This is a genomic window from Rathayibacter sp. AY1A2 (genome assembly GCF_002930935.1).
GTDB lineage: Bacteria > Actinomycetota > Actinomycetes > Actinomycetales > Microbacteriaceae > Rathayibacter.
This window is the reverse complement of the sequence record NZ_PSTP01000002.1, coordinates 87,485-105,504: the sequence shown is the minus strand read 5'-3', so window position 1 is coordinate 105,504 and position 18,020 is coordinate 87,485. Positions and strand designations below refer to the sequence as shown.

Here is an 18,020-nt window from a genome sequence, read left to right as displayed (position 1 = left end):
GGCCTGCTCACCGGGGGGAGCGCTGGTTACAGTCGACGTATCGGAGCCCACCCCTGCGGGTTCTGTAGGGAGTGACAGCATGTTCGAGAGATTCACCGATCGCGCGCGGCGCGTCGTCGTCCTGGCCCAGGAAGAGGCCAAGATGCTCAATCACAACTACATCGGCACGGAGCACATCCTGCTCGGCCTGATCCACGAGGGCGAGGGAGTGGCCGCCAAGGCGCTCGAGTCCCTCGGGATCTCGCTCGACGCTGTGCGCGAGCAGGTGCAGGACATCATCGGCCAGGGGCAGCAGCAGCCGACCGGCCACATCCCCTTCACGCCTCGGGCGAAGAAGGTCCTCGAGCTGTCCCTGCGCGAAGCGCTGCAGCTCGGCCACAACTACATCGGGACCGAGCACATCCTGCTCGGACTCATCCGCGAGGGCGAGGGCGTCGCCGCTCAGGTGCTGGTCAAGCTCGGTGCCGACCTGAACCGCGTGCGCCAGCAGGTCATCCAGCTGCTCTCCGGCTACCAGGGCAAGGAGCAGGTCGCCGTGGGCGGTGAGCAGCAGCAGCCTCAGGGGGGATCGCAGATCCTCGACCAGTTCGGCCGCAACCTCACCCAGGCGGCACGCGACAACAAGCTCGACCCGGTCATCGGGCGCGAGAAGGAGATCGAGCGGGTCATGCAGATCCTCTCCCGCCGCTCCAAGAACAACCCCGTCCTGATCGGCGAGCCCGGCGTCGGCAAGACCGCCGTCGTCGAGGGCCTCGCCCAGGCGATCGTGCGCGGCGACGTGCCCGAGACGCTGAAGGACAAGCAGCTCTACACGCTCGACCTCGGGTCGCTCATCGCCGGATCCCGCTACCGCGGTGACTTCGAGGAGCGCCTCAAGAAGGTCACGAAGGAGATCCGCACCCGCGGCGACATCATCACCTTCATCGACGAGATCCACACCCTCGTCGGCGCAGGGGCCGCTGAGGGCGCGATCGACGCCGCCTCGATCCTCAAGCCGCTGCTCGCCCGCGGCGAGCTGCAGACCATCGGCGCGACCACGCTCGACGAGTACCGCAAGCACTTCGAGAAGGACGCCGCTCTCGAGCGCCGCTTCCAGCCGATCCAGGTCGCGGAGCCGTCGCTGCCCCACACGATCAACATCCTCAAGGGCCTGCGCGACCGCTACGAGGCGCACCACAAGGTGTCCATCACCGACGGCGCGATCGTCTCGGCGGCCAACCTGGCCGACCGCTACATCAGCGACCGCTTCCTCCCCGACAAGGCGATCGACCTGATCGACGAGGCAGGCGCACGCCTGCGCCTCTCGATCCTCTCGGCGCCGCCGGAGCTGCGCGACTTCGACGACCGCATCGCCGTGGTCCGCTCCGCCAAGGAGGCCGCGATCGAGGACCAGGACTTCGAGAAGGCCGCGTCGCTCCGCGACGAGGAGAAGCAGCTGCTCGGTGAGCGTCTGCGCCTCGAGAAGCAGTGGAAGTCGGGCGACGTCAAGGCCACCGGCGTGGTCGACGAGGGCCTGATCGCCGAGGTCCTCGCCCAGGCGACGGGCATCCCGGTCTTCAAGCTCACGGAGGAGGAGTCCTCGCGGCTCGTCTTCATGGAGAAGGCCCTGCACCAGCGCGTCATCGGCCAGGAGGAGGCCATCGCGGCACTCTCGCGGACGATTCGCCGCACCCGCGCGGGCCTCAAGGACCCCAAGCGCCCCTCGGGCTCGTTCATCTTCGCCGGCCCCACGGGCGTCGGGAAGACCGAGCTGGCCAAGGCGCTCGCCGAGTTCCTCTTCGACGACGAGAATGCGATGATCTCGCTCGACATGTCGGAGTACGGCGAGAAGCACACCGTCTCGCGGCTGTTCGGCGCCCCTCCCGGGTTCGTCGGCTTCGAGGAGGGCGGCCAGCTCACCGAGAAGGTGCGCCGCAAGCCGTTCAGCGTGGTCCTCTTCGACGAGATCGAGAAGGCGCACCCGGACATCTTCAACTCGCTCCTCCAGATCCTGGAGGAGGGTCGACTGACCGACGGCCAGGGCCGTGTCGTCGACTTCAAGAACACCGTCATCATCATGACCACCAACCTCGGTGCTCGTGACATCGCCGGTGGTCCCGTCGGGTTCCAGATCGAGGGCGACAACGCCACCGGCTACGACCGCATGCGCGGCAAGGTCAACGAGGAGCTCAAGAAGCACTTCAAGCCCGAGTTCCTCAACCGCGTGGACGACGTCATCGTCTTCCCGCAGCTGTCGAAGCCCGAGCTGCTCCAGATCGTCGACCTCTTCATCAAGCGCCTGGGCGACCGTCTGCTCGACCGTGACATGACGGTGGAGCTGACGCAGCCGGCCAAGGAGCGCCTGATCGAGGTCGGGTTCGACCCGGCCCTCGGTGCGCGCCCCCTGCGCCGCGCGATCCAGCGCGAGATCGAGGACCAGCTGTCCGAGCGGATCCTGCACGGCGAGCTCGGCGCCGGAGACCACATCCACGTGGACTTCGCCGACAACAGGTTCGTCTTCACCACGACCCCGCGCCTGATCTCGATCAGCGCCGGCGCGTCCACCGGAGCGGCCACGGCCGGCCCGGCGACGCCCGACCTGATGTCGTAGCAGGCTGCCGAACGACCCCGTGCCCGTCCCCTCTCGCGAGGGGGCGGGCACGTCGTCGTCCGGGGGTGGGCGCCTGCTCGCAGGATCCCGCGCCCGGTGCGGCCTAGGCTTGTCGAATGGCCGATTGGAAGTACCCGGTGCGCCGCGCGCGCACGAGCGATGTCCCCTTCATCCAGGAGCTCAGCGAGCCGCTCGTGAACGAGCGCATCCTCCTGGGCAAGGACCGCGTGGTGCTCTACGGCGCCGTGCAGGAGTTCCGCATCGCCGAGGACGGCCACGGGACGGCGATCGGCTGCGGTGCGCTGCATGTGATGTGGGACGACATCGCGGAGGTGCGCACCCTCGCGGTCGCGCAGGACTGGCTCGGGAGGGGTGTGGGTCACCACATCCTGGAGCGCCTCGAGAACGACGCGCGCGAGCTCGGCCTGAAGCGCCTGTTCTGCCTCACCTTCGAGGTCGACTTCTTCGCCCGCCACGGCTTCGAGCCGATCGGCGAGAAGGTCGTCGACCCCGAGGTCTACGCCGAGCTGCTCCGCTCTCCCGACGAGGGAGTCGCCGAGTTCCTCGACCTCGCCCGGGTGAAGCCGAACACGCTCGGCAACACCCGCATGCTGAAGACGCTCTGACCGCCGCCACGTCGTAGCCTGTCCCGGTGACTCCGCCGCCCCGCCGCCTGCCCTCCCGGGTCTACCGGCGACGCCGCGCCGGAGTGCTGCTCGCGCTGGTCGTCATCGTCGCGGGCCTGGCGGTGGTGCTGTCGCTGCTCCCGCGGATGACCGGCTCCGACGCCGCGTCGAGCCCCACGCCGACCGTCGTGCTGCCGACGCTCTACCCGACCACCTCGCCCGGTGCGACGCCCGGCGCCGCACCCGCCTGCACGGCCGACTCCGTCGCCGTCACCGCGGTCACGGACGCCACGAGCTACGCGCCCGGCGAGGATCCGCAGCTCTCGCTCTCGCTGGCCAACATCTCGAGCACCGACTGCGTGATCGACGCGGGCACGAGCAAGCAGGTCTTCACGATCACGAGCGGCTCCGAGCAGATCTGGACCTCCACGGACTGCCAGACCGGCGCGGCCGATCTGCCGGTGCTCCTCCAGGCGGGCCGCTCGGTGATGGGCAGCGCGCTGACGTGGGACCGCACCCGCTCCTCCGCCGACACCTGCTCCGGCGGACGCGAGGCGGTCGAGGCGGGCGGCGCCGCCTACAACCTGTCGGTGTCGGTCGCCGGCATCCCCTCGGGCTCGCCCACGCAGTTCCTGCTCCAGTAGTCCGCCCGGGGGACGTGCCGGCCGTGCGTCGGCGCGTAGCATCGCAGGCATGTGGGGGCTGCTCGGCACGATCCTGTCCGCCTCGACCGGCCGGGCGGGGGTGGTCGCGCGGCGAGCGGCGGCTGCGGCCCTCGCGGTCCCGCTGCTGGTCGGCGGAGCGGCGGCGCAGGCCGTGGCGGCTCCGCAGCCCGTCGCGGGTGCGCACACCGTCGCGGGTGTCGTGCGCGCGGATGTGGACGGCTTCCGGTTCTCGGAGTACTCGGCCGACTTCCGCCTCGACCGCGACGAGGAGGGCCGCTCGACGCTGACCACCGTCGAGACCTTCGTCGCCGAGTTCCCGCCGTCGCAGAACCGCGGCATGCAGCGCGCGATCCCGCTCGACTACGAGGGGCACCCGACCGACGTCGACCTGGTATCCGTCACCGACGGCGACGGGGCAGCGCGGCCGGTCGACACCGAGCGCGAGGACGGCTTCCTCCTGGTCACCAGCGCGGCGGACGAGTTCGTCAGCGGCAGCCAGACCTACGTCTTCACCTACACGCAGCACAACACGACCCTCCCTGGATCCGGCACGCGCAGCGGCGAGGACGAGTTCTACTGGGACGTCAACGGCACGGGCTGGCGCCAGTCCTTCGACCGCTACGACGTGCGCGTCGAGCTCGCCGGGTCGCTGGCCTCCGCCGCGACGGGGACCGTCAGCTGCTACCGGGGACCGGAGGGCTCGACGACGCCCTGCCCGATCGGCCGCGACGGCGCGGTCGTCACGGCATCGGGGGAGTCGCTGGCTCCGGGCGAGAACGTGACCGTGGCGATCGGCTTCGCTCCCGGGACCTTCACGCCGCGCGACGACCGCTACCTCGCCTCCGGCTGGTCCTGGGTGCAGTTGGGCGGCCTCGCCGCGGTCCTGATCGGCCTCGCGCTCGCCGTGCACCGCCGCCGGACCGTGCTCCGCGACGCTCCCGGCCGCCCGACCGTCGTCGCCGAGTACGACCCGCCCGCGGAGGGGCTGTTCCTCTCCGCCGCGCTGCTGCGGAAGACGTCGAAGGCCCCTGCGGCCGGACTCCTGGACGCCGCCGTCCGCGGACTCGTGCGCATCGAGGAGACGGGGGAGGGGCGGAAGCAGGAGTACGCCGTGCGGGTGCTCGACCCCGCGACGACGCCGACGCGACGCGCGGGACGCCCGCGGCCCCTCGCCTCCGACGACCGCGAGTTCCTCGACATCGCCCTCGGCCGGGTGCCGGGGACGGTGCGTGAGCTCTCCGGCAAGGACAAGGAGTTCGGCAAGGCCGTCGGACAGTTCCGGACCGCGCTGGGCAACCGGGTGACCGAGGCGGGACTGAAGAAGGCCGGGACGATCGGCGGCAGCGTGCTCGTGATCGTCCCGCTGCTGCTGGGTGTCATGGCCGCCTTCCTGGGCGCGATCCTCCTGATGACCGGCTCCTTCGGCGGAGCGCTCCCGCTCGTGCTGATGCTGGTCGCGATCGTCGCGGCCGTCGTCGGGACGATCCTGGTCTCGAGGGTGCCGCTGACGGCCGCGGGCGCGGAGTTGCGCGACCATCTGCGCGGGCTCGAGCTGTACATCCGCCTGGCCGAGGCCGACCGGATCGCGATGCTGCAGTCGCCCCGCGGGGCGGACCGGCGCACGGTCGGACCGGTCGAGGTGGTCGAAGTGACGGAGCGCCTGCTGCCGTGGGCCGTGCTCTTCGGTCTCGAGAAGGAGTGGTCGGCGGAGCTCGCGTCGGCCTACGAGCGCACCGGCGAGGAGCCGGTCTGGTACTCCGGACCGAACGGCTTCCACGCGGCGGCCTTCGCCGGCAGCGTGTCCTCGTTCTCGTCATCGACGTCGAGCTACGTCGGATCCTCGTCGAGCTCCTCGAGCGGCGGCGCGGGCGGCGTCTAGGGCAGGCTGCGACGGGCGGCTGCGGCGGAGCGGACGCGTGCGGTGGGCGCGGGGAGCTGCTGAGCAGTGCCCATGGAGCCGGTGTTCGCCTCCGGTGTCGATGCATCGACGATGCGGTGGACGGGGGCGCCCGCGGCTCCGATCGGTGGACGGGTGCGTGTGCAGCGTGCCGGGGACGCGGCCGTCAGTGCGCGGGGACCCGCTCCGGACGGATGCGCTCGGGAACGGGGACGAGCGCGTGGGTGATCGCGCTCGAGAGGGTGAAGGCGCTGGAGTCGAGGTGCGAGGAGTGCCCGAGTCGTGTCGCTTCAGAGGCGCGCTGCTTCGCTCCGGAGGCGGGCCGGATGTCTCCCGAGAGGCTGATCTCGCCGAACGCGGCGATCCCGGGCCGCAGCGGCGTGTAGGCGTGGGCGGAGGCGATGGCGACCGCGATCGCCAGGTCCGCCGCCGGCTCCATGAGCTTCACGCCGCCGACGGTCGACACGTAGACGTCGCAGCGCCGCAGGGGGATGCCCGCCTGCCGCTCGAGGACCGCGAGGATCATCGCGACCCGGGACGCGTCGACTCCGTTCGTGACGCGGCGGGGGTGCTCGCCGTCGTTCGCGATCACGAGCGCCTGGATCTCGACGGGGAGCGCGCGGCGTCCCTCCATCGCGACCGTGACGCAGATGCCCGGGGTGGGGAAGCGGGTGCGGCTGAGGAACAGACCGCTCGGGTCGGGGATCTCGGCGATGCCCTCGGCGGTCATCTCGAAGCAGCCGACCTCGTCCGTCGGGCCGAAGCGGTTCTTGAGCGAGCGGACGAAGCGCAGCGCCGTCTGCCGGTCGCCCTCGAAGTGGCAGACCACGTCGACCAGGTGCTCGAGCAGGCGCGGCCCCGCGATGGAGCCGTCCTTCGTGACGTGTCCGACGAGCACGAGGGGGAGCGCCCGCTCCTTGCAGACGCGGATGAGGGTCGCGGCGACCTCGCGGACCTGGCTGGGACCGCCGGGCAGGCCGTCGACGGTGTCGCTCGCGACCGTCTGCACCGAGTCGACGATGAGCAGGTCCGGTCGGACCTCGTCGATCTGGCCGAGCACAGTGGCGAGGTCGGTCTCGGCCGCGAGGAAGAGGCTGTCGTGCATCGCGCCGGTGCGCTCGGCCCGCATGCGCACCTGCGCGGCCGACTCCTCCGCGCTGACGTAGAGGACCCGCTGGCCCTCGGCCGCGGCGCGGCTCGCGACCTCGAGCAGGAGGGTCGACTTGCCCACGCCGGGCTCTCCCGAGAGCAGCACGACCGCGCCGGAGACGATCCCGCCGCCGAGCACGCGGTCGAGCTCGCCCACGCCGGTGGGGCGGTGCGCCGCCGACGTGGTCTCGATCTCGGTGATGGGCCGCGCGATGCGGCCGGCGGCCGGAGCCACAGCGGCGACCGCGCGGACGAGGCCGGTGCGCTCGGTGCTCTCGATCACGGAGCCCCACTGCTGGCACTCGCCGCAGCGGCCGACCCACTTCGCGGTCGTCCATCCGCACTCCGAGCAGCGGTACGGGGCGGTGCGCGTCTTCGAGGAGGCCATGAGGTCCTTTCGGGGCGGGGGAGGGGGACGAGCGCGACGCTACGGGGGACCCCCGACACCGCCGCTCGTTCGAACGTGTCTTCGACAGTACCGTCGACCACCGACGCCGGGAGCGGGGCGCGCCAGGCCGGGGGAGAGGTCACGTGGAAGCCGTCTGTGGAGGAGCGTCGTCGCGGAGGGGGTGGAGGCGGGGGATCGCGCCACGGAAGACGACGCCGCCCCGAGCGCCGCCCCGTCGGCGTCGGACGTCTGCGGGAGACTGGGGGACATGCCCTCTACAGTGCACGTCCTCAAGTCCGGCCGCCCGCTCGGAGTCAGCTGGTCCGGCCCCGAGGGCGCCGAGCGGGTCGTCGTCCTGGCGCATCCCGCTCCCGGCTCCTCGGACTTCGACCCCGACCCGGAGGAGACCGCGCGCCACGGCGTGCGCCTGCTCTCGTTCGACCGCCCGGGCTACGGCGCCTCCTCCCTTCTGACCGACCTCGACCCCGCCGGAGCGGGCGTCGGAGCCAGCCCCGAGCAGGCCGCCGCCGACATCGCCGAGTACCTCGCGACCGTCGGCATCGCCTCCGTCAGCGCCGCCGGCTGGTCGGCAGGAGGCCGCGTGGCCCTCGCACTCGCCGCGAACTACCCCGGCCTCGTGGAGCGCGTCGCCGTGATCGGCACGCCCGCTCCCGACAGCGCCGTGCCGTGGGTCGGCGACGAGAACCGCGCCGAGCTCGCCCGCCTGGCCGACCTCCCGCTCGACGAGGCCGTCCGCTCGCTCACCCGCACCCTCGAGGGCGCCTTCGGCCCGACCCCCGCCCCGGACGCGCTGCTCGGGATGCTCGGCTCCGGCGACGCCGACACCGCGGTGCTCGAGACCCCCGGAGTCCGCGAGCGCCTCTCGCGCATGCTCGAGCGCGCCGCCGCCCAGGGCGCCCTCGGCATGGCCGCTGATCTCATCGGCTACGGCGTGCAGGAGTGGGGCTTCGCCGTCGAGTCCGCCGAGCCGCCCGCGCTCCTCCTCTACGGCGCCGAGGACGCGGTCGCCGGCCGCCGCCACGCCGAGTGGTACGCCGCACGGCTGCCCGACTCCCGCCTCGAGGTCGTTCCCGGCCGCGGCCACCTGCTCGCGATTCCGGAGTGGGACCGCGTGCTCGGCTTCCTCCTCCCCGCCTGACGGCGGCCCGTCGTCTCGATTGGCGCGACTTCCGGCCGTCGCGTACACTCGACCCCGGTACCGTGTCCGAGCGGCCGAAGGAGCATGTCTCGAAAACATGTGTGGGCTTGCGTCCACCGTGGGTTCAAATCCCACCGGTACCGCCAACGAGAAGGCCCCCCGCTTCCACGGAAGCAGGGGGCCTTCGTCGTTCTCGGCGTCGTGCGGCGGTCGCGACGTGCGGGTCAGCCGGCGTGGAGCAGCCAGGAGCGGCCGGCGCGCAGGGCCCGGTACAGGCGCCTGACCGCGTGGTCGGCCTCGGCCGAGTCGACGTCCGAGAAGGAGCCCGCCCCGCCCCAGAGCCCGAGCGCGTCGGCGGCCGCCGCCCGGACCTCTCGGCGGGTCGTCGCTCCGGCGAACAGCTCGTCGAGCCGGTCCGCGACGCGGGCCCGCGCGCCGTCCTGCTGCGACCGTGCGACGTCGCGCACCTCGGCGACGGCCGCCGTGATCTCGGCGAGCACAGCGGGGATCGTGCGGTCCATCCTCCTGAGCCTAGGAGCGGGAGCGCGAGCGCTGCGAGGCGGCGTGGGTCAGGAGCGTCGCCACGACTCCGACGAGCACGCCCAGCGCGGTCTCGAGCGCCCGGTCGCGCAGCAGCACGAGCTCGTCGACGGGGTGCGCGAGCTCGACCATGAGGATCGCGAGCGGAGTGACGAAGGCGAGGGTCAGACCGTAGTTGCGGCCGACGACGAGCTCGGCGGTCATCTGGAGGAGCACCACCACCACGATCACGGCGAGCGGGGAGAGCGGCAGGGCCAGGAGCGCGGCCGCGATCAGCACTCCGACGATCGTGCCGAGCATCCGGTGGCCCGCGCGCACGAGCCGGGCGCCCGCGTCCGCTCCCGAGACGGCTGCGACGGCGGAGACCATCGCCCAGTAGGGGTGGCCCAGGCCGGTCGCGGTCGGGACGGTGCCCGCCACCAGGACGACGGCCCCGAAGCGCAGCAGGGCGGCGCGCGTCGCCGGACGGGCCGCCGCCGCGCGGAACGAGGTGCGCCACGGCGTCGGGGCGAGGCGGCGTGCGCGGGGGAGCGCGAGACCGCTCAGGCCGACGACGACCGAGAAGGCGGCGGAGCCCGCGGCGAGAGCGACGGCGAGCGGGATCCGCGAGGGCTCGGACGGGACGGACGCGCACGCCGTGACGGCGAACACCGGGAACAGTGGGCCGGGCGGGTGCCAGTGCAGGGCGTCGCTGAGGTAGGCCGCCGCGACGGTCACGGCGACCACGACGGGGATGATCAGCCAGTCGCGGTGAGGAGAGAGGGAGACGACGGTGCCGAGGGTCACGGTGGTGACGAGGAACGCGGCGGCCGACAGCTGCATCAGCAGGCGCGGCCGGTGCGTGTGCTGGCGACCGTAGAGGGCCGTGAAGGCGCCGAAGGTCGCGTAGAGGGCGAGATCGGTGCGGCCGAGCGCCCAGAGGACGAGCAGCGGGACGGCGATCGAGACGCCGGCGCGCAGGGCGACGCGATGGGCGCCGGCGTGCGGGCCGAAGGCGAGGAGCTCGCGGGGGTGGGGCAGAACGGGGGTGGCGGCCATCGGGTCCTCTGATCGGGGTCCGAGCGGCGGCGGCCGGAGAAGTGTTTCACGGGTGAAGCAGATATACTTTACGTGTGAATGACTCTGAAGGCCAGCCGAGTGACGCGGTCGACGAGATCAGGGCGGGCTGGGCGGTGCTGCGGCCCGAGCTCGACACCTCCGCCGTCGACGTCGTCGGGCGGGTGATCCGCGCCTCCGCGCTGATCGTGCGGGCGACGGAGGAGCTGCTCGCCGCCTACGGGCTGACTCGCGGCGAGTTCGACGTGCTCTCCACGCTGCGTCGCGCCGGCGCTCCGCAGTCGCCGACGACCCTCCGGACGATCGCCCTCGCCTCCGCTCCCGCGATCACCAAGCGCGTGCACTCGCTGGAGCGGCGGGGCCTGGTGCGGCGCGCCGCGAACCCGGCGGACGGGCGCGGCTCGCTCATCACGCTGACTCGCGAGGGGGAGGAGCTGGTCGACCGGGCCTTCCCCGAGGTGCTCGACGCCGAGCGGGCGCTGCTTTCGGGGGTGCCCGCCGATCTGCGGACGGAGGCGTCGCGCTCGCTCCGCGCGGTGCTCGCGAGCGTCGAGGCGGCCGCGAGCCGGTGACCCGCGCGGGGACCGCGAGGCGGCGGGCGCTCGCTACCGTGGTCCCATGCGCCTGACCTCGAGCTTCACCGTGCCGACGCGGCCGCCGGTGCTGCAGCTGGTCAAGACGGCGGCCGCCACGGTCGTCACCTGGCTCCTCGCCGGCGTCGTCTTCCCAGGGACGCTGCCCGTCTTCGGCGCGATCGCCGCGCTCCTCGTCGTCGCGCCGAGCATCAACCAGTCGTTCTCCAAGGCCCTCGAGCGCTCGGTCGGCGTCATCATCGGCGTGATCGTCGGATCCGTGATCGGCACGGTGCTCGGCGGCGAGAGCATCATCGTGCTCCTCGCGATCGTGGCCGCGATCGCCGTCGGGTGGGCCGTGCGCCTGACCCCCGCCTCCGCGGTGCAGATCCCGATCAGCGCGATGCTCGTGCTCTCGGTGGGCGCGGTCACGCCGAACTACGCGCTCGACCGCATCCTCGAGACCCTAGTGGGCGCGGCCGTCGGAGTCGTCATCAACGTGCTCATCGTCCCTCCGGTCGTGCTGGCGCCGGCCGAGCGGGCGATCGGAGACCTCACCGCTCAGCTCGCCGCTGCCCTCGACGACCTCGGCGACGCCCTCCAGGCCCCCGTCCCGCGACGTCGGCTCGACGAGCTGCTCATCAACGCCCGGCTGCTGCAGACCATGCAGAGCAAGGCGGAGGAGGCGATCGCGACCGGCGAGGAGTCCCTCCGCCTCAACCCGCGCCGCTCCGCCCACCGGGACCGGCTGCTGGCCCTCGACTCCGTCGTCCCGCGGCTGGGGCGCATCGTGACCCGGGTCCGCGGCATGACCCGGACCGTGCACGACCTCTATGACGACGAGCTCGTCGGGGAGCCGACGATCGCCGACATCGCCGTCCAGCTGCACCGGGCCGCCCACGATCTGCGGCTCCTCGTGCAGTCCTCGGTCGACGTTCCCGAGCCGGAGGCGATCACGGACGAGCTGCCCGCTCTCACCGCGCCGCTCGTGATCGCGACTCCGCATCCGCAGCACTGGATCCTGCTGGGGGCGCTCGCCGAGGATCTGCGGCGCATCCGCGAGGAGATCGTCGGCGCGGAGTCCTGACGGGCGGGCGCCGAGTGGCGTCGGCGGGAGGGCTGCTCTTGCTGCGCTCGGCGTCTCACGCCGCGCGACGTGCGGGTGGTGGCGGTGTGCGGTGGTCAGCCGTCCTGTTCGCCGTCCTTCCTCGGTCCGCCGCCCTCGACGAGTTCGCCGTCGCCCGGGTCCGGAGCGACCTGGTGCAGTGCCTCGGGATCGCTCGCCTCGGCGTGGAGGGTCTTGCCCTCGGCGATGAGGGAGTCGTCGTCCATGAGGATGCCGGCCAGCTCGGTGATGCGTCCCCGGAGAGCGCCGATCGGGTCCTCGGTGGGCGCGTCCTCCTCGGCGTGATCGACCTCCGAGTCGGGGTAGCGGCGGAGGGCGGCCTCGTCCCGGTCGGGCTGCGGCGCCCGCGCGTGCTCGACGCAGAGGCGGGCGACCTCCTCCGCGTGCGCGTGCATCACGGAGTGGGAGGCGTCGGGGATCTCCCAGGCCCGCGCGTGCGGCATCGACCGGGCGATCTCCTCCGCCCACTCGTGCGGCACGAGCCGGTCGAACTCGCCGCGGATGACGAGGGCGGACGCGCGGATCCGGGGGACGGTCTCCTCGATCCGGTAGTGCATCATCTCGGGCAGCACGCGGGAGAACCAGCGCGGTCCGCAGAGGAGGTAGGCGCCCGCGGCGAGGATCGCGACCTTGAGGGGCTCGCGGACGCTCGACTGGGCGAAGCGGAGCGCGGCGGTCGGGAGGCGGCGCTCGTGCCGGTTCATCACGGGTCCGAGCAGGACGATGGTGGTCAGCTCCGGACGGCGGGCGGCGAGCTCGGCCACGACCTGCGTCCCCATCGAGTGGCCGAGGACGACGGGATCGTCGAGGCCGAGCTCGTCGATGACGGCGCCGACCAGCTCGGCGTAGTCGCCGATGTCCATGCGCCGCGCGTCGATCGGGTGCGGCACGCCGCCGAAGCCCGGCAGGTCGAGAGCGTGCACCGGACCGAACTCGTTGAGCGCGGGCGCGAGGCGCTCGAAGTAGGTGGCCGCGACTCCGATCCCCGGCACGAGGACGAACGTGCGCTCGCCGTCGCGCCCCACCGTACTCACCCGCGCCCAGACGTCGCGGTGGTGCACGCGCTGGACCGAGACGTCGGTGCTGCGGGTGCGGCGGTGCGGATCCCGCCCCCGGGAGCGCGTGGTCGCGAAGACGTCGCGGACTCCGCGCCGCAGGGTCGTGGCGAGGGTGGGGAGGAGGTCGCTCGGGCGGAGCACGGGGCCTCCTTCGATCGTGGGAGTCGGTCGCTGCGAGCCTAAGCGCTCGCCGCCGGGCTCAGATCAGCATGTCGTCCGACCTGTGGAGGATCAGGCGGGCCGGCCCGGTGTGGAGGACGCCGTTCGTCAGAGGAGCGGTCCGGACGCCGCCGCGCCTCCGCATCGCCCGGAACGCCCCGGGGGCGAGCACGACGTCCATCCAGGCGCAGGGGTTCGCCGGTCGTCCGCCCTGGAACTCGATCCGCTCCCCGCCCTGCTCGATCGCGAACGTGCGGCCGGCGAGGGCATCGACGTCGGCGCCGCGGACGATGATATTGCGGCGGGCGTCGGCGGGGTCGAAGGCCCCTGCGCCGAGCTCGGCGGCGATGTGCTCGAGGGTCTCGACCGCGAAGAGCGTGATCGCCGCGGGGCGGTGCGCGCGCTGGGCGAAGAAGCGGTCGCCGACGATGCCGAGGCCTGCGCGGATCTCGATCCGCTCGGGCTGCTCGTTGCCCTCGGACGGCACCGGACCATCGGCGGGGCGGCCCTCGTAGCGGTGCAGCGGAGAGACGACGAAGCCCACGAGCTCGATCGCGGCGGCCTCCATGAGCCCACGGTACGCCGTGAGGGGGAGCAGCGGCGTCCGCCGGTCGGAGGCTCTGCGAGGCGCTCCGGGACACCCCGACGGAGCCTGGGTTCTGGTGGCTGCGGCGGCGTCCCGAGAGGGAGCCGTCTGCGCCCCCGCCGCCGATTCGCGGAGGGGGCTCCCGGCATGTATAGTCGTACCTCGTTGCGTGCGCCTCTGGCCCACGCTATGGACTGCGCCCGTAGCTCAACGGATAGAGCATCTGACTACGGATCAGAAGGTTGGGGGTTCGAATCCCTCCGGGCGCACTCTGGTTGAGACAGAGCAGAACGGCCCGCTTCGGCGGGCCGTTCTCGTTTTAACGGTCGCTCGTTCCGGTGGCCGTCGGCGTCGGTCTCCCGGTGAGTGCAGGGCGAGGGAACAGCCGGTTCTCCGCCTCGCAGGACGCCTCTTCGCGCCGTCGACGACGTCGACCGTCTTCCGCCCGCATCCGCGATCAGTCCGCGCCCGCGCTCGCGATCACTCCTCGCAGGCTCTGCGATTACGTGTCGCGAACACGCAGCTCGGCTCGTCTCATGCGCCGTTTCCTCCTCCACAGCGCCCATCTCGCGCCGTTCTCCACGGATGCAGCCGTCCCGGCCGCGGTGACAGTCGAACCGAGCAATACTCTCCTTCCGTGGGGCTGAACGGTCGCCGCCGACGCAGTGCGCTCGGTCGGCAGAGGAGAGGACATCGGATGAGTCGAACGGAACAGTCGGGGCGGGACGAGCGCGGACGACCCCGAGCGCGGACGGCGCGAGCGCTGGTCGGCACGACGGCGGGCTGCGTGCTCGTGAGCGGGCTGCTGGGCGGAGGCCTCGCGCCGCCGCCCGCCCTCGCCGCCGACGGTCCTCACACGACGATCGAGAACACCCTCCTGCAGGGAGGCGCGACGAACGCCGGCGTGACGACCGTCTCGGCCTGGGTCCAGAAGGGCGAGACGCTCCGGGTGGACCTCCACCCGCTCCAGGCGGGCTCGGGCACCGGCGAGGGCGAGACCGGCGGCGGTACCGCCCGGGTGACGGCTCCGGGCGGAGCCGTCCTCGACGAGCAGGACTTCGCGCCCGGAGCGGCGCCCTCGGTGTCCGCCGGCGGCTCGTTCGTGGCGGACGAGACCGGCGTCTTCCAGATCCGGGTGTCCGACGACGACGTGACGGCCCCGGTGAACCTCGTCTGGAGCATCGGCGTCCAAGACGCACGGGGCGCGGCGGTCGCGGGCCGCGTGTGGTCCGACTCCTATGCGATCCAGTCCGGGGCGAAGGAGTCCTACTCCTCGCCCGAGGAGCGGCGCTCGTCCTTCACGCTCCACGCCGTCACGGAGACGGGCGCCCGCTACGAGCTGGGGCTGCGCGGCTACGACGGGGTCGCCTCGACGGTCCAGGCCACGAACAAGGGCAACGTGAAGGTCGGGTCGTCCGATCCGTCCTATCTCTCGGTCCCCATGCCGCAGTCGAGCGAGGCGGGCGGCATCGGGGCGCAGTACGTCCAGGCGTCCGGACGCTCCGGGATCGACGGCCTGCAGACCTACAAGCTCTTCCTGGACCCGCCGTCGTCCGACCTGCCGGAGTCGATCGCTCCGGCCTACCAGGCGCCGACAATCGAGGGCCTCGCCTTCCGGCGGTCGTCCGCGGGCTCCGACGCGGGCACGCTCACGGGCGTCCTGGGGACGCAGCCGGGCACCGTCGTCGTGGACGTCGATGCGGACGGGGACGGCGCCTACGACGGCGAGCGCGACGTGCACCTCACCCGGATCGCGGGGACGACCGGTCCCTTCTCGGTCGACTGGGACGGACGGGACGCGAAGGGCGGGACGGTCGACGTGACCGACCCCGACGTCACCTTCCGTGCCTCCATCGGCCGCACGAACGAGTTCCACTTCACGCGGGTCGACGCCGAGACGTCCGCCGGCGGCGTGTCCGTCGTGAGGTCGACCGGCGGCGGCGACGACCCGTCGACGGTGCACTGGGACGACTCGCTCCTCGCCGGATCGAACTCGGAGCGGTACTCCGGCACCTCCTCGGTGACGTCCGGCGACGGCGGCACCGACTCGTCCGGCGGGGTGCACCGCTGGGAGGGCGACGACTCCGGGCGGGGCCGCGTCCCCAACGCCAACGACTCGGTGCACGGCTCCTACGGCGACCTGCGGGCGATCGACGACTGGGCCTACGGCTCGGACGGTGCGGTCGCGGTCGCACGCCTCGATCCGCTCGCGCCGCACGTGACCATCGCGAAGACCTCGTCGGTCGACTCCGCCACTCCGCTGCTCCGCGGCGCCCGCGTGCCCTACCGGGTGACGCTGACCTCGGACGGGACCGGGGACTACTCCGACGCCGCCGTCATCGACTACCTCGACAAGGGCGTGCTCGACGACGCCGAGCTCGACTCCGGCTCCCTCCGCGCCTCGCAGGGCACGGCCACGATCGATGCGGAGACGGGCCGCATCTCCTGGGCGGCCGGCAGCCTGCCGGTCGGGGCGACGGCCGAGCTGACCTTCGACGTGATCGTGACCGGCGAGGGGGACCGCGCGCTGACGAACACGGCCTGCCTCGCCGATGCGCCCTTCGCTCCCGCCTCGTCCGGCACGGGGACCGACGCGAACCCCTGCGCCACCGTCCCGCACGACATCGGCGAGGGGTCGCTCCTGATCCGGAAGACCGCGTCCCAGGCGAGCGCCGAGCACGGCGGCACGGCGGGCTTCGACATCGTCGTGGCGAACACCGGAACGGTCGACGCGACGGACGTGACCGTGACCGACGTCCCGACGCTCGACCACCTGCTCGAGGCGACCATCGAGAACGGCGCCGGAGGAACGCAGCCGGCCACGGAGCCCGTCACGGGTCTCGACATCCCCGCCGGCGGCCAGGTGTCGCTGCACGTCAGCGGCCGGGTCGCCGACGGGTACGACGCCGCGACCCTGCCCAACCGCGTCTCGATCACCCACCAGCCCGAGGGCTTCGACCCGCCGACGGTCGAGAACGCCTGCGCTGACGATGCGACGTCGTCCTGCGCCGAGATCCCGGTGCCGCCCGTCGAGGGAAGGCTCTCCATCGAGAAGACGGCGATCGGGAATCAGGTCGACCACGGCGGGCGTGCCGGGTTCCGGATCGTGGTCGCCAACGAGGGGGCTCGGCCGGCGGACGGGGTGACCCTCACCGACATCCCCGAGCTCGCGCACCTGAGCGACGTCACGATCTCCCGGGACGGCGGCCCGGCGTCGTCCGACCTGACTGTCGAGAACCTGTCTCTGGCCCCGGGAGCGTCGACGACGTTCACCGTGACCGGACGGGTCGCCGACGGCGCGGACGCGTGGACCATCCCCAACCGGGCACGCCTGACCGAGGTCCCGGAGGGCTTCGATCCGACGACCGTCCTGCACCCGTGCGCGGACGACGGCGGAGCCAGCTGCGCCCAGGTGGCGGTGCCTCCGGTCGGACTCGTGCCGACGGTGCTCGCCTCGACGGGAGCGGCGGCCGGGCCCCTCGCGGCCGGAGCCGGCGCTCTGCTCCTGGCCGGCGGCGCCCTGACGGCGCTGCGCCGTCGCTCGACCCGCACCTCGTGAACCGGAGCCCGGGCCGCTGCAGCGCGACCCGGGCTCCCGGACCCTCTCCTCGAAAGGCACTACTGCATGACCGAGCACGGCCTCCCGTACCGCATCACCGAGCGCTTCCCTCTCCCCGATGGACGCGTCGGCGTCAGCACCTGGTGGTCCGCCGACCCGGAGCAGCTGGAGCAGCAGCTCCGCACGCGCTCCGGGCATCCGCATCCCGAGAGGGAGCCGATCCGGAGACTGCACCTCGCGACCGCGACGATCGTGCTGATCGAGGAGCGGACCGCGGGAGGCTTCCGCCCGCTCGACCCCCGCCTCCGGGCCCGCACCGATCCGCGCTGGCGCCGGGCTCTCCTGCGGTCGCGCAGGTCGGCCCGGCTCCGACGGGTCATCGGTCCGCGGGACCTGCCGAGGACGGATCCGCCGGTCGAGGTGTCACGGCACGTCGATCCGACACGTCGAGTGTGAAGGAGGCGGGCGGAGAGCTCGGCGCCTGATGCGCGGTGAGGGTCTCCCCGCAAGGACGCCGTCGGGTCAGGCGGCTTCCTCGAGGTCGTCCTCGACTGCGACGGGCGCGTCGACCGGGGCGCACGGGGGAGCGGACTCGGCCGGGGGCGCCGAGGCCGCGATGCGCGAGCGCTCGAGCCCGGCGAGGAGCACGGCGAAGGCCTCCTCGAGCTCGGCGGTGTCGCGGAGCAGGAAGCGCTCGCCGCTCGTCGGGTCGAGGCGGACCGTCCGGTAGGCCGGGCGGGGGAGATCGGAGACCAGGGTGATGATGCCGAGGACGACGCCGCTGCGGCGGGCGCGCGCGGTCCAGCGGTTGGCGTGGGTGCGGAGAAGGATCATGACCGGGGCCGTCCTCGGTGACGTGGTGCAGGAGCGGGGGGATGGGGGTGTCGCTG

15 protein-coding genes and 2 tRNA genes are annotated in these 18,020 nt (G+C 72.8%); 11 read left to right on the top strand and 6 right to left on the bottom strand.

Going from position 1 to position 18,020, the window contains the following annotated elements:
• Positions 1 to 79: 79 nt before the first annotated feature.
• The 4 genes from C5B93_RS02990 (at position 80) to C5B93_RS02975 (ending at position 5,760) form a co-directional block, all read left to right on the top strand.
• On the top strand, positions 80 to 2,590 hold the full coding sequence (locus C5B93_RS02990) for an ATP-dependent Clp protease ATP-binding subunit (RefSeq protein ID WP_104234294.1): 2,511 nt from the start codon (positions 80 to 82) through the stop codon (positions 2,588 to 2,590).
• A 116-nt stretch (positions 2,591 to 2,706) separates the two neighbouring features.
• Positions 2,707 to 3,216, top strand: coding sequence for an amino-acid N-acetyltransferase (locus C5B93_RS02985; RefSeq protein ID WP_104224089.1), 510 nt, complete (start codon positions 2,707 to 2,709; stop codon positions 3,214 to 3,216).
• A gap of 26 nt (positions 3,217 to 3,242) precedes the next feature.
• Positions 3,243 to 3,860, top strand: a complete 618-nt coding sequence (locus tag C5B93_RS02980) for a hypothetical protein (protein WP_104226002.1) — start codon at positions 3,243 to 3,245, stop codon at positions 3,858 to 3,860.
• A 49-nt stretch (positions 3,861 to 3,909) separates the two neighbouring features.
• A complete protein-coding gene (locus C5B93_RS02975; RefSeq protein ID WP_104291740.1) occupies positions 3,910 to 5,760 on the top strand; it encodes a DUF2207 domain-containing protein in 1,851 nt (616 codons plus the stop codon).
• A 184-nt stretch (positions 5,761 to 5,944) separates the two neighbouring features.
• Here the strand turns inward: C5B93_RS02975 and radA are convergent, their stop codons facing one another.
• Positions 5,945 to 7,315: a DNA repair protein RadA gene (radA, locus tag C5B93_RS02970; RefSeq protein ID WP_104239282.1), complete on the bottom strand. Its 1,371-nt coding sequence runs from the start codon at positions 7,313 to 7,315 to the stop codon at positions 5,945 to 5,947.
• Between the two features lie 268 nt (positions 7,316 to 7,583).
• Here radA and C5B93_RS02965 point away from each other — a divergent pair, with 268 nt between their 5' ends.
• A complete protein-coding gene (locus tag C5B93_RS02965) occupies positions 7,584 to 8,474 on the top strand; it encodes an alpha/beta fold hydrolase (RefSeq protein ID WP_181068305.1) in 891 nt (296 codons plus the stop codon).
• Between the two features lie 56 nt (positions 8,475 to 8,530).
• Positions 8,531 to 8,620: transfer RNA gene (locus tag C5B93_RS02960), tRNA-Ser, on the top strand.
• A 78-nt stretch (positions 8,621 to 8,698) separates the two neighbouring features.
• Here C5B93_RS02960 and C5B93_RS02955 read toward each other — a convergent pair.
• A complete protein-coding gene (locus C5B93_RS02955) occupies positions 8,699 to 8,995 on the bottom strand; it encodes a hypothetical protein (protein ID WP_104291738.1) in 297 nt (98 codons plus the stop codon).
• Between the two features lie 10 nt (positions 8,996 to 9,005).
• Positions 9,006 to 10,052 (bottom strand): FUSC family protein, encoded by a 1,047-nt coding sequence (locus tag C5B93_RS02950; protein WP_104291737.1) that lies wholly within the window; start codon positions 10,050 to 10,052, stop codon positions 9,006 to 9,008.
• A 74-nt stretch (positions 10,053 to 10,126) separates the two neighbouring features.
• Here C5B93_RS02950 and C5B93_RS02945 point away from each other — a divergent pair, with 74 nt between their 5' ends.
• The gene (locus tag C5B93_RS02945) at positions 10,127 to 10,642 is read left to right on the top strand and encodes a MarR family winged helix-turn-helix transcriptional regulator (RefSeq protein WP_104291736.1); all 516 of its coding nucleotides are present in this window, start codon (positions 10,127 to 10,129) and stop codon (positions 10,640 to 10,642) included.
• Positions 10,643 to 10,688: 46 nt separating this feature from the next.
• Complete coding sequence (locus C5B93_RS02940; protein WP_104291735.1) at positions 10,689 to 11,729, top strand: aromatic acid exporter family protein; 1,041 nt, start codon at positions 10,689 to 10,691, stop codon at positions 11,727 to 11,729.
• A gap of 95 nt (positions 11,730 to 11,824) precedes the next feature.
• Here C5B93_RS02940 and C5B93_RS02935 read toward each other — a convergent pair whose 3' ends face one another.
• On the bottom strand, positions 11,825 to 12,967 hold the full coding sequence (locus C5B93_RS02935) for an alpha/beta fold hydrolase (RefSeq protein WP_181068304.1): 1,143 nt from the start codon (positions 12,965 to 12,967) through the stop codon (positions 11,825 to 11,827).
• 58 nt (positions 12,968 to 13,025) lie between these two features.
• The gene (locus C5B93_RS02930; protein ID WP_104291733.1) at positions 13,026 to 13,553 is read right to left on the bottom strand and encodes an MOSC domain-containing protein; all 528 of its coding nucleotides are present in this window, start codon (positions 13,551 to 13,553) and stop codon (positions 13,026 to 13,028) included.
• A gap of 214 nt (positions 13,554 to 13,767) precedes the next feature.
• Between C5B93_RS02930 and C5B93_RS02925 the strand changes: the two genes are divergently transcribed.
• The 3 genes from C5B93_RS02925 to C5B93_RS02915 all read left to right on the top strand — a co-directional run bounded on the left by C5B93_RS02925 (position 13,768) and on the right by C5B93_RS02915 (position 17,586).
• Positions 13,768 to 13,840: transfer RNA gene (locus C5B93_RS02925), tRNA-Arg, on the top strand.
• 428 nt (positions 13,841 to 14,268) lie between these two features.
• Entirely contained in the window at positions 14,269 to 17,130 is a 2,862-nt protein-coding gene (locus C5B93_RS02920; protein ID WP_146078421.1) for a DUF11 domain-containing protein, read from the top strand.
• 66 nt (positions 17,131 to 17,196) lie between these two features.
• Positions 17,197 to 17,586 carry a hypothetical protein gene (locus C5B93_RS02915; protein WP_104266671.1) on the top strand — a complete coding sequence of 130 codons (390 nt, stop codon included), beginning with the start codon at positions 17,197 to 17,199 and terminating at the stop codon, positions 17,584 to 17,586.
• Positions 17,587 to 17,652: 66 nt separating this feature from the next.
• Here C5B93_RS02915 and C5B93_RS02910 read toward each other — a convergent pair whose 3' ends face one another.
• Positions 17,653 to 17,964, bottom strand: a complete 312-nt coding sequence (locus tag C5B93_RS02910; protein ID WP_104266672.1) for a hypothetical protein — start codon at positions 17,962 to 17,964, stop codon at positions 17,653 to 17,655.
• Between the last annotated feature and the right edge of the window lie 56 nt (positions 17,965 to 18,020).

Coding starts and splice junctions, on each gene's coding strand:
- C5B93_RS02990 (WP_104234294.1), top strand. CDS start 80: ATGTTCGAGAGATTCACCGATCGCGCGCGGCGCGTCGTCGTCCTGGCC.
- C5B93_RS02985 (WP_104224089.1), top strand. CDS start 2,707: ATGGCCGATTGGAAGTACCCGGTGCGCCGCGCGCGCACGAGCGATGTC.
- C5B93_RS02975 (WP_104291740.1), top strand. CDS start 3,910: ATGTGGGGGCTGCTCGGCACGATCCTGTCCGCCTCGACCGGCCGGGCG.
- radA (WP_104239282.1), bottom strand. CDS start 7,315: ATGGCCTCCTCGAAGACGCGCACCGCCCCGTACCGCTGCTCGGAGTGC.
- C5B93_RS02965 (WP_181068305.1), top strand. CDS start 7,584: ATGCCCTCTACAGTGCACGTCCTCAAGTCCGGCCGCCCGCTCGGAGTC.
- C5B93_RS02955 (WP_104291738.1), bottom strand. CDS start 8,995: ATGGACCGCACGATCCCCGCTGTGCTCGCCGAGATCACGGCGGCCGTC.
- C5B93_RS02950 (WP_104291737.1), bottom strand. CDS start 10,052: ATGGCCGCCACCCCCGTTCTGCCCCACCCCCGCGAGCTCCTCGCCTTC.
- C5B93_RS02940 (WP_104291735.1), top strand. CDS start 10,689: ATGCGCCTGACCTCGAGCTTCACCGTGCCGACGCGGCCGCCGGTGCTG.
- C5B93_RS02930 (WP_104291733.1), bottom strand. CDS start 13,553: ATGGAGGCCGCCGCGATCGAGCTCGTGGGCTTCGTCGTCTCTCCGCTG.
- C5B93_RS02920 (WP_146078421.1), top strand. CDS start 14,269: ATGAGTCGAACGGAACAGTCGGGGCGGGACGAGCGCGGACGACCCCGA.
- C5B93_RS02915 (WP_104266671.1), top strand. CDS start 17,197: ATGACCGAGCACGGCCTCCCGTACCGCATCACCGAGCGCTTCCCTCTC.
- C5B93_RS02910 (WP_104266672.1), bottom strand. CDS start 17,964: ATGATCCTTCTCCGCACCCACGCCAACCGCTGGACCGCGCGCGCCCGC.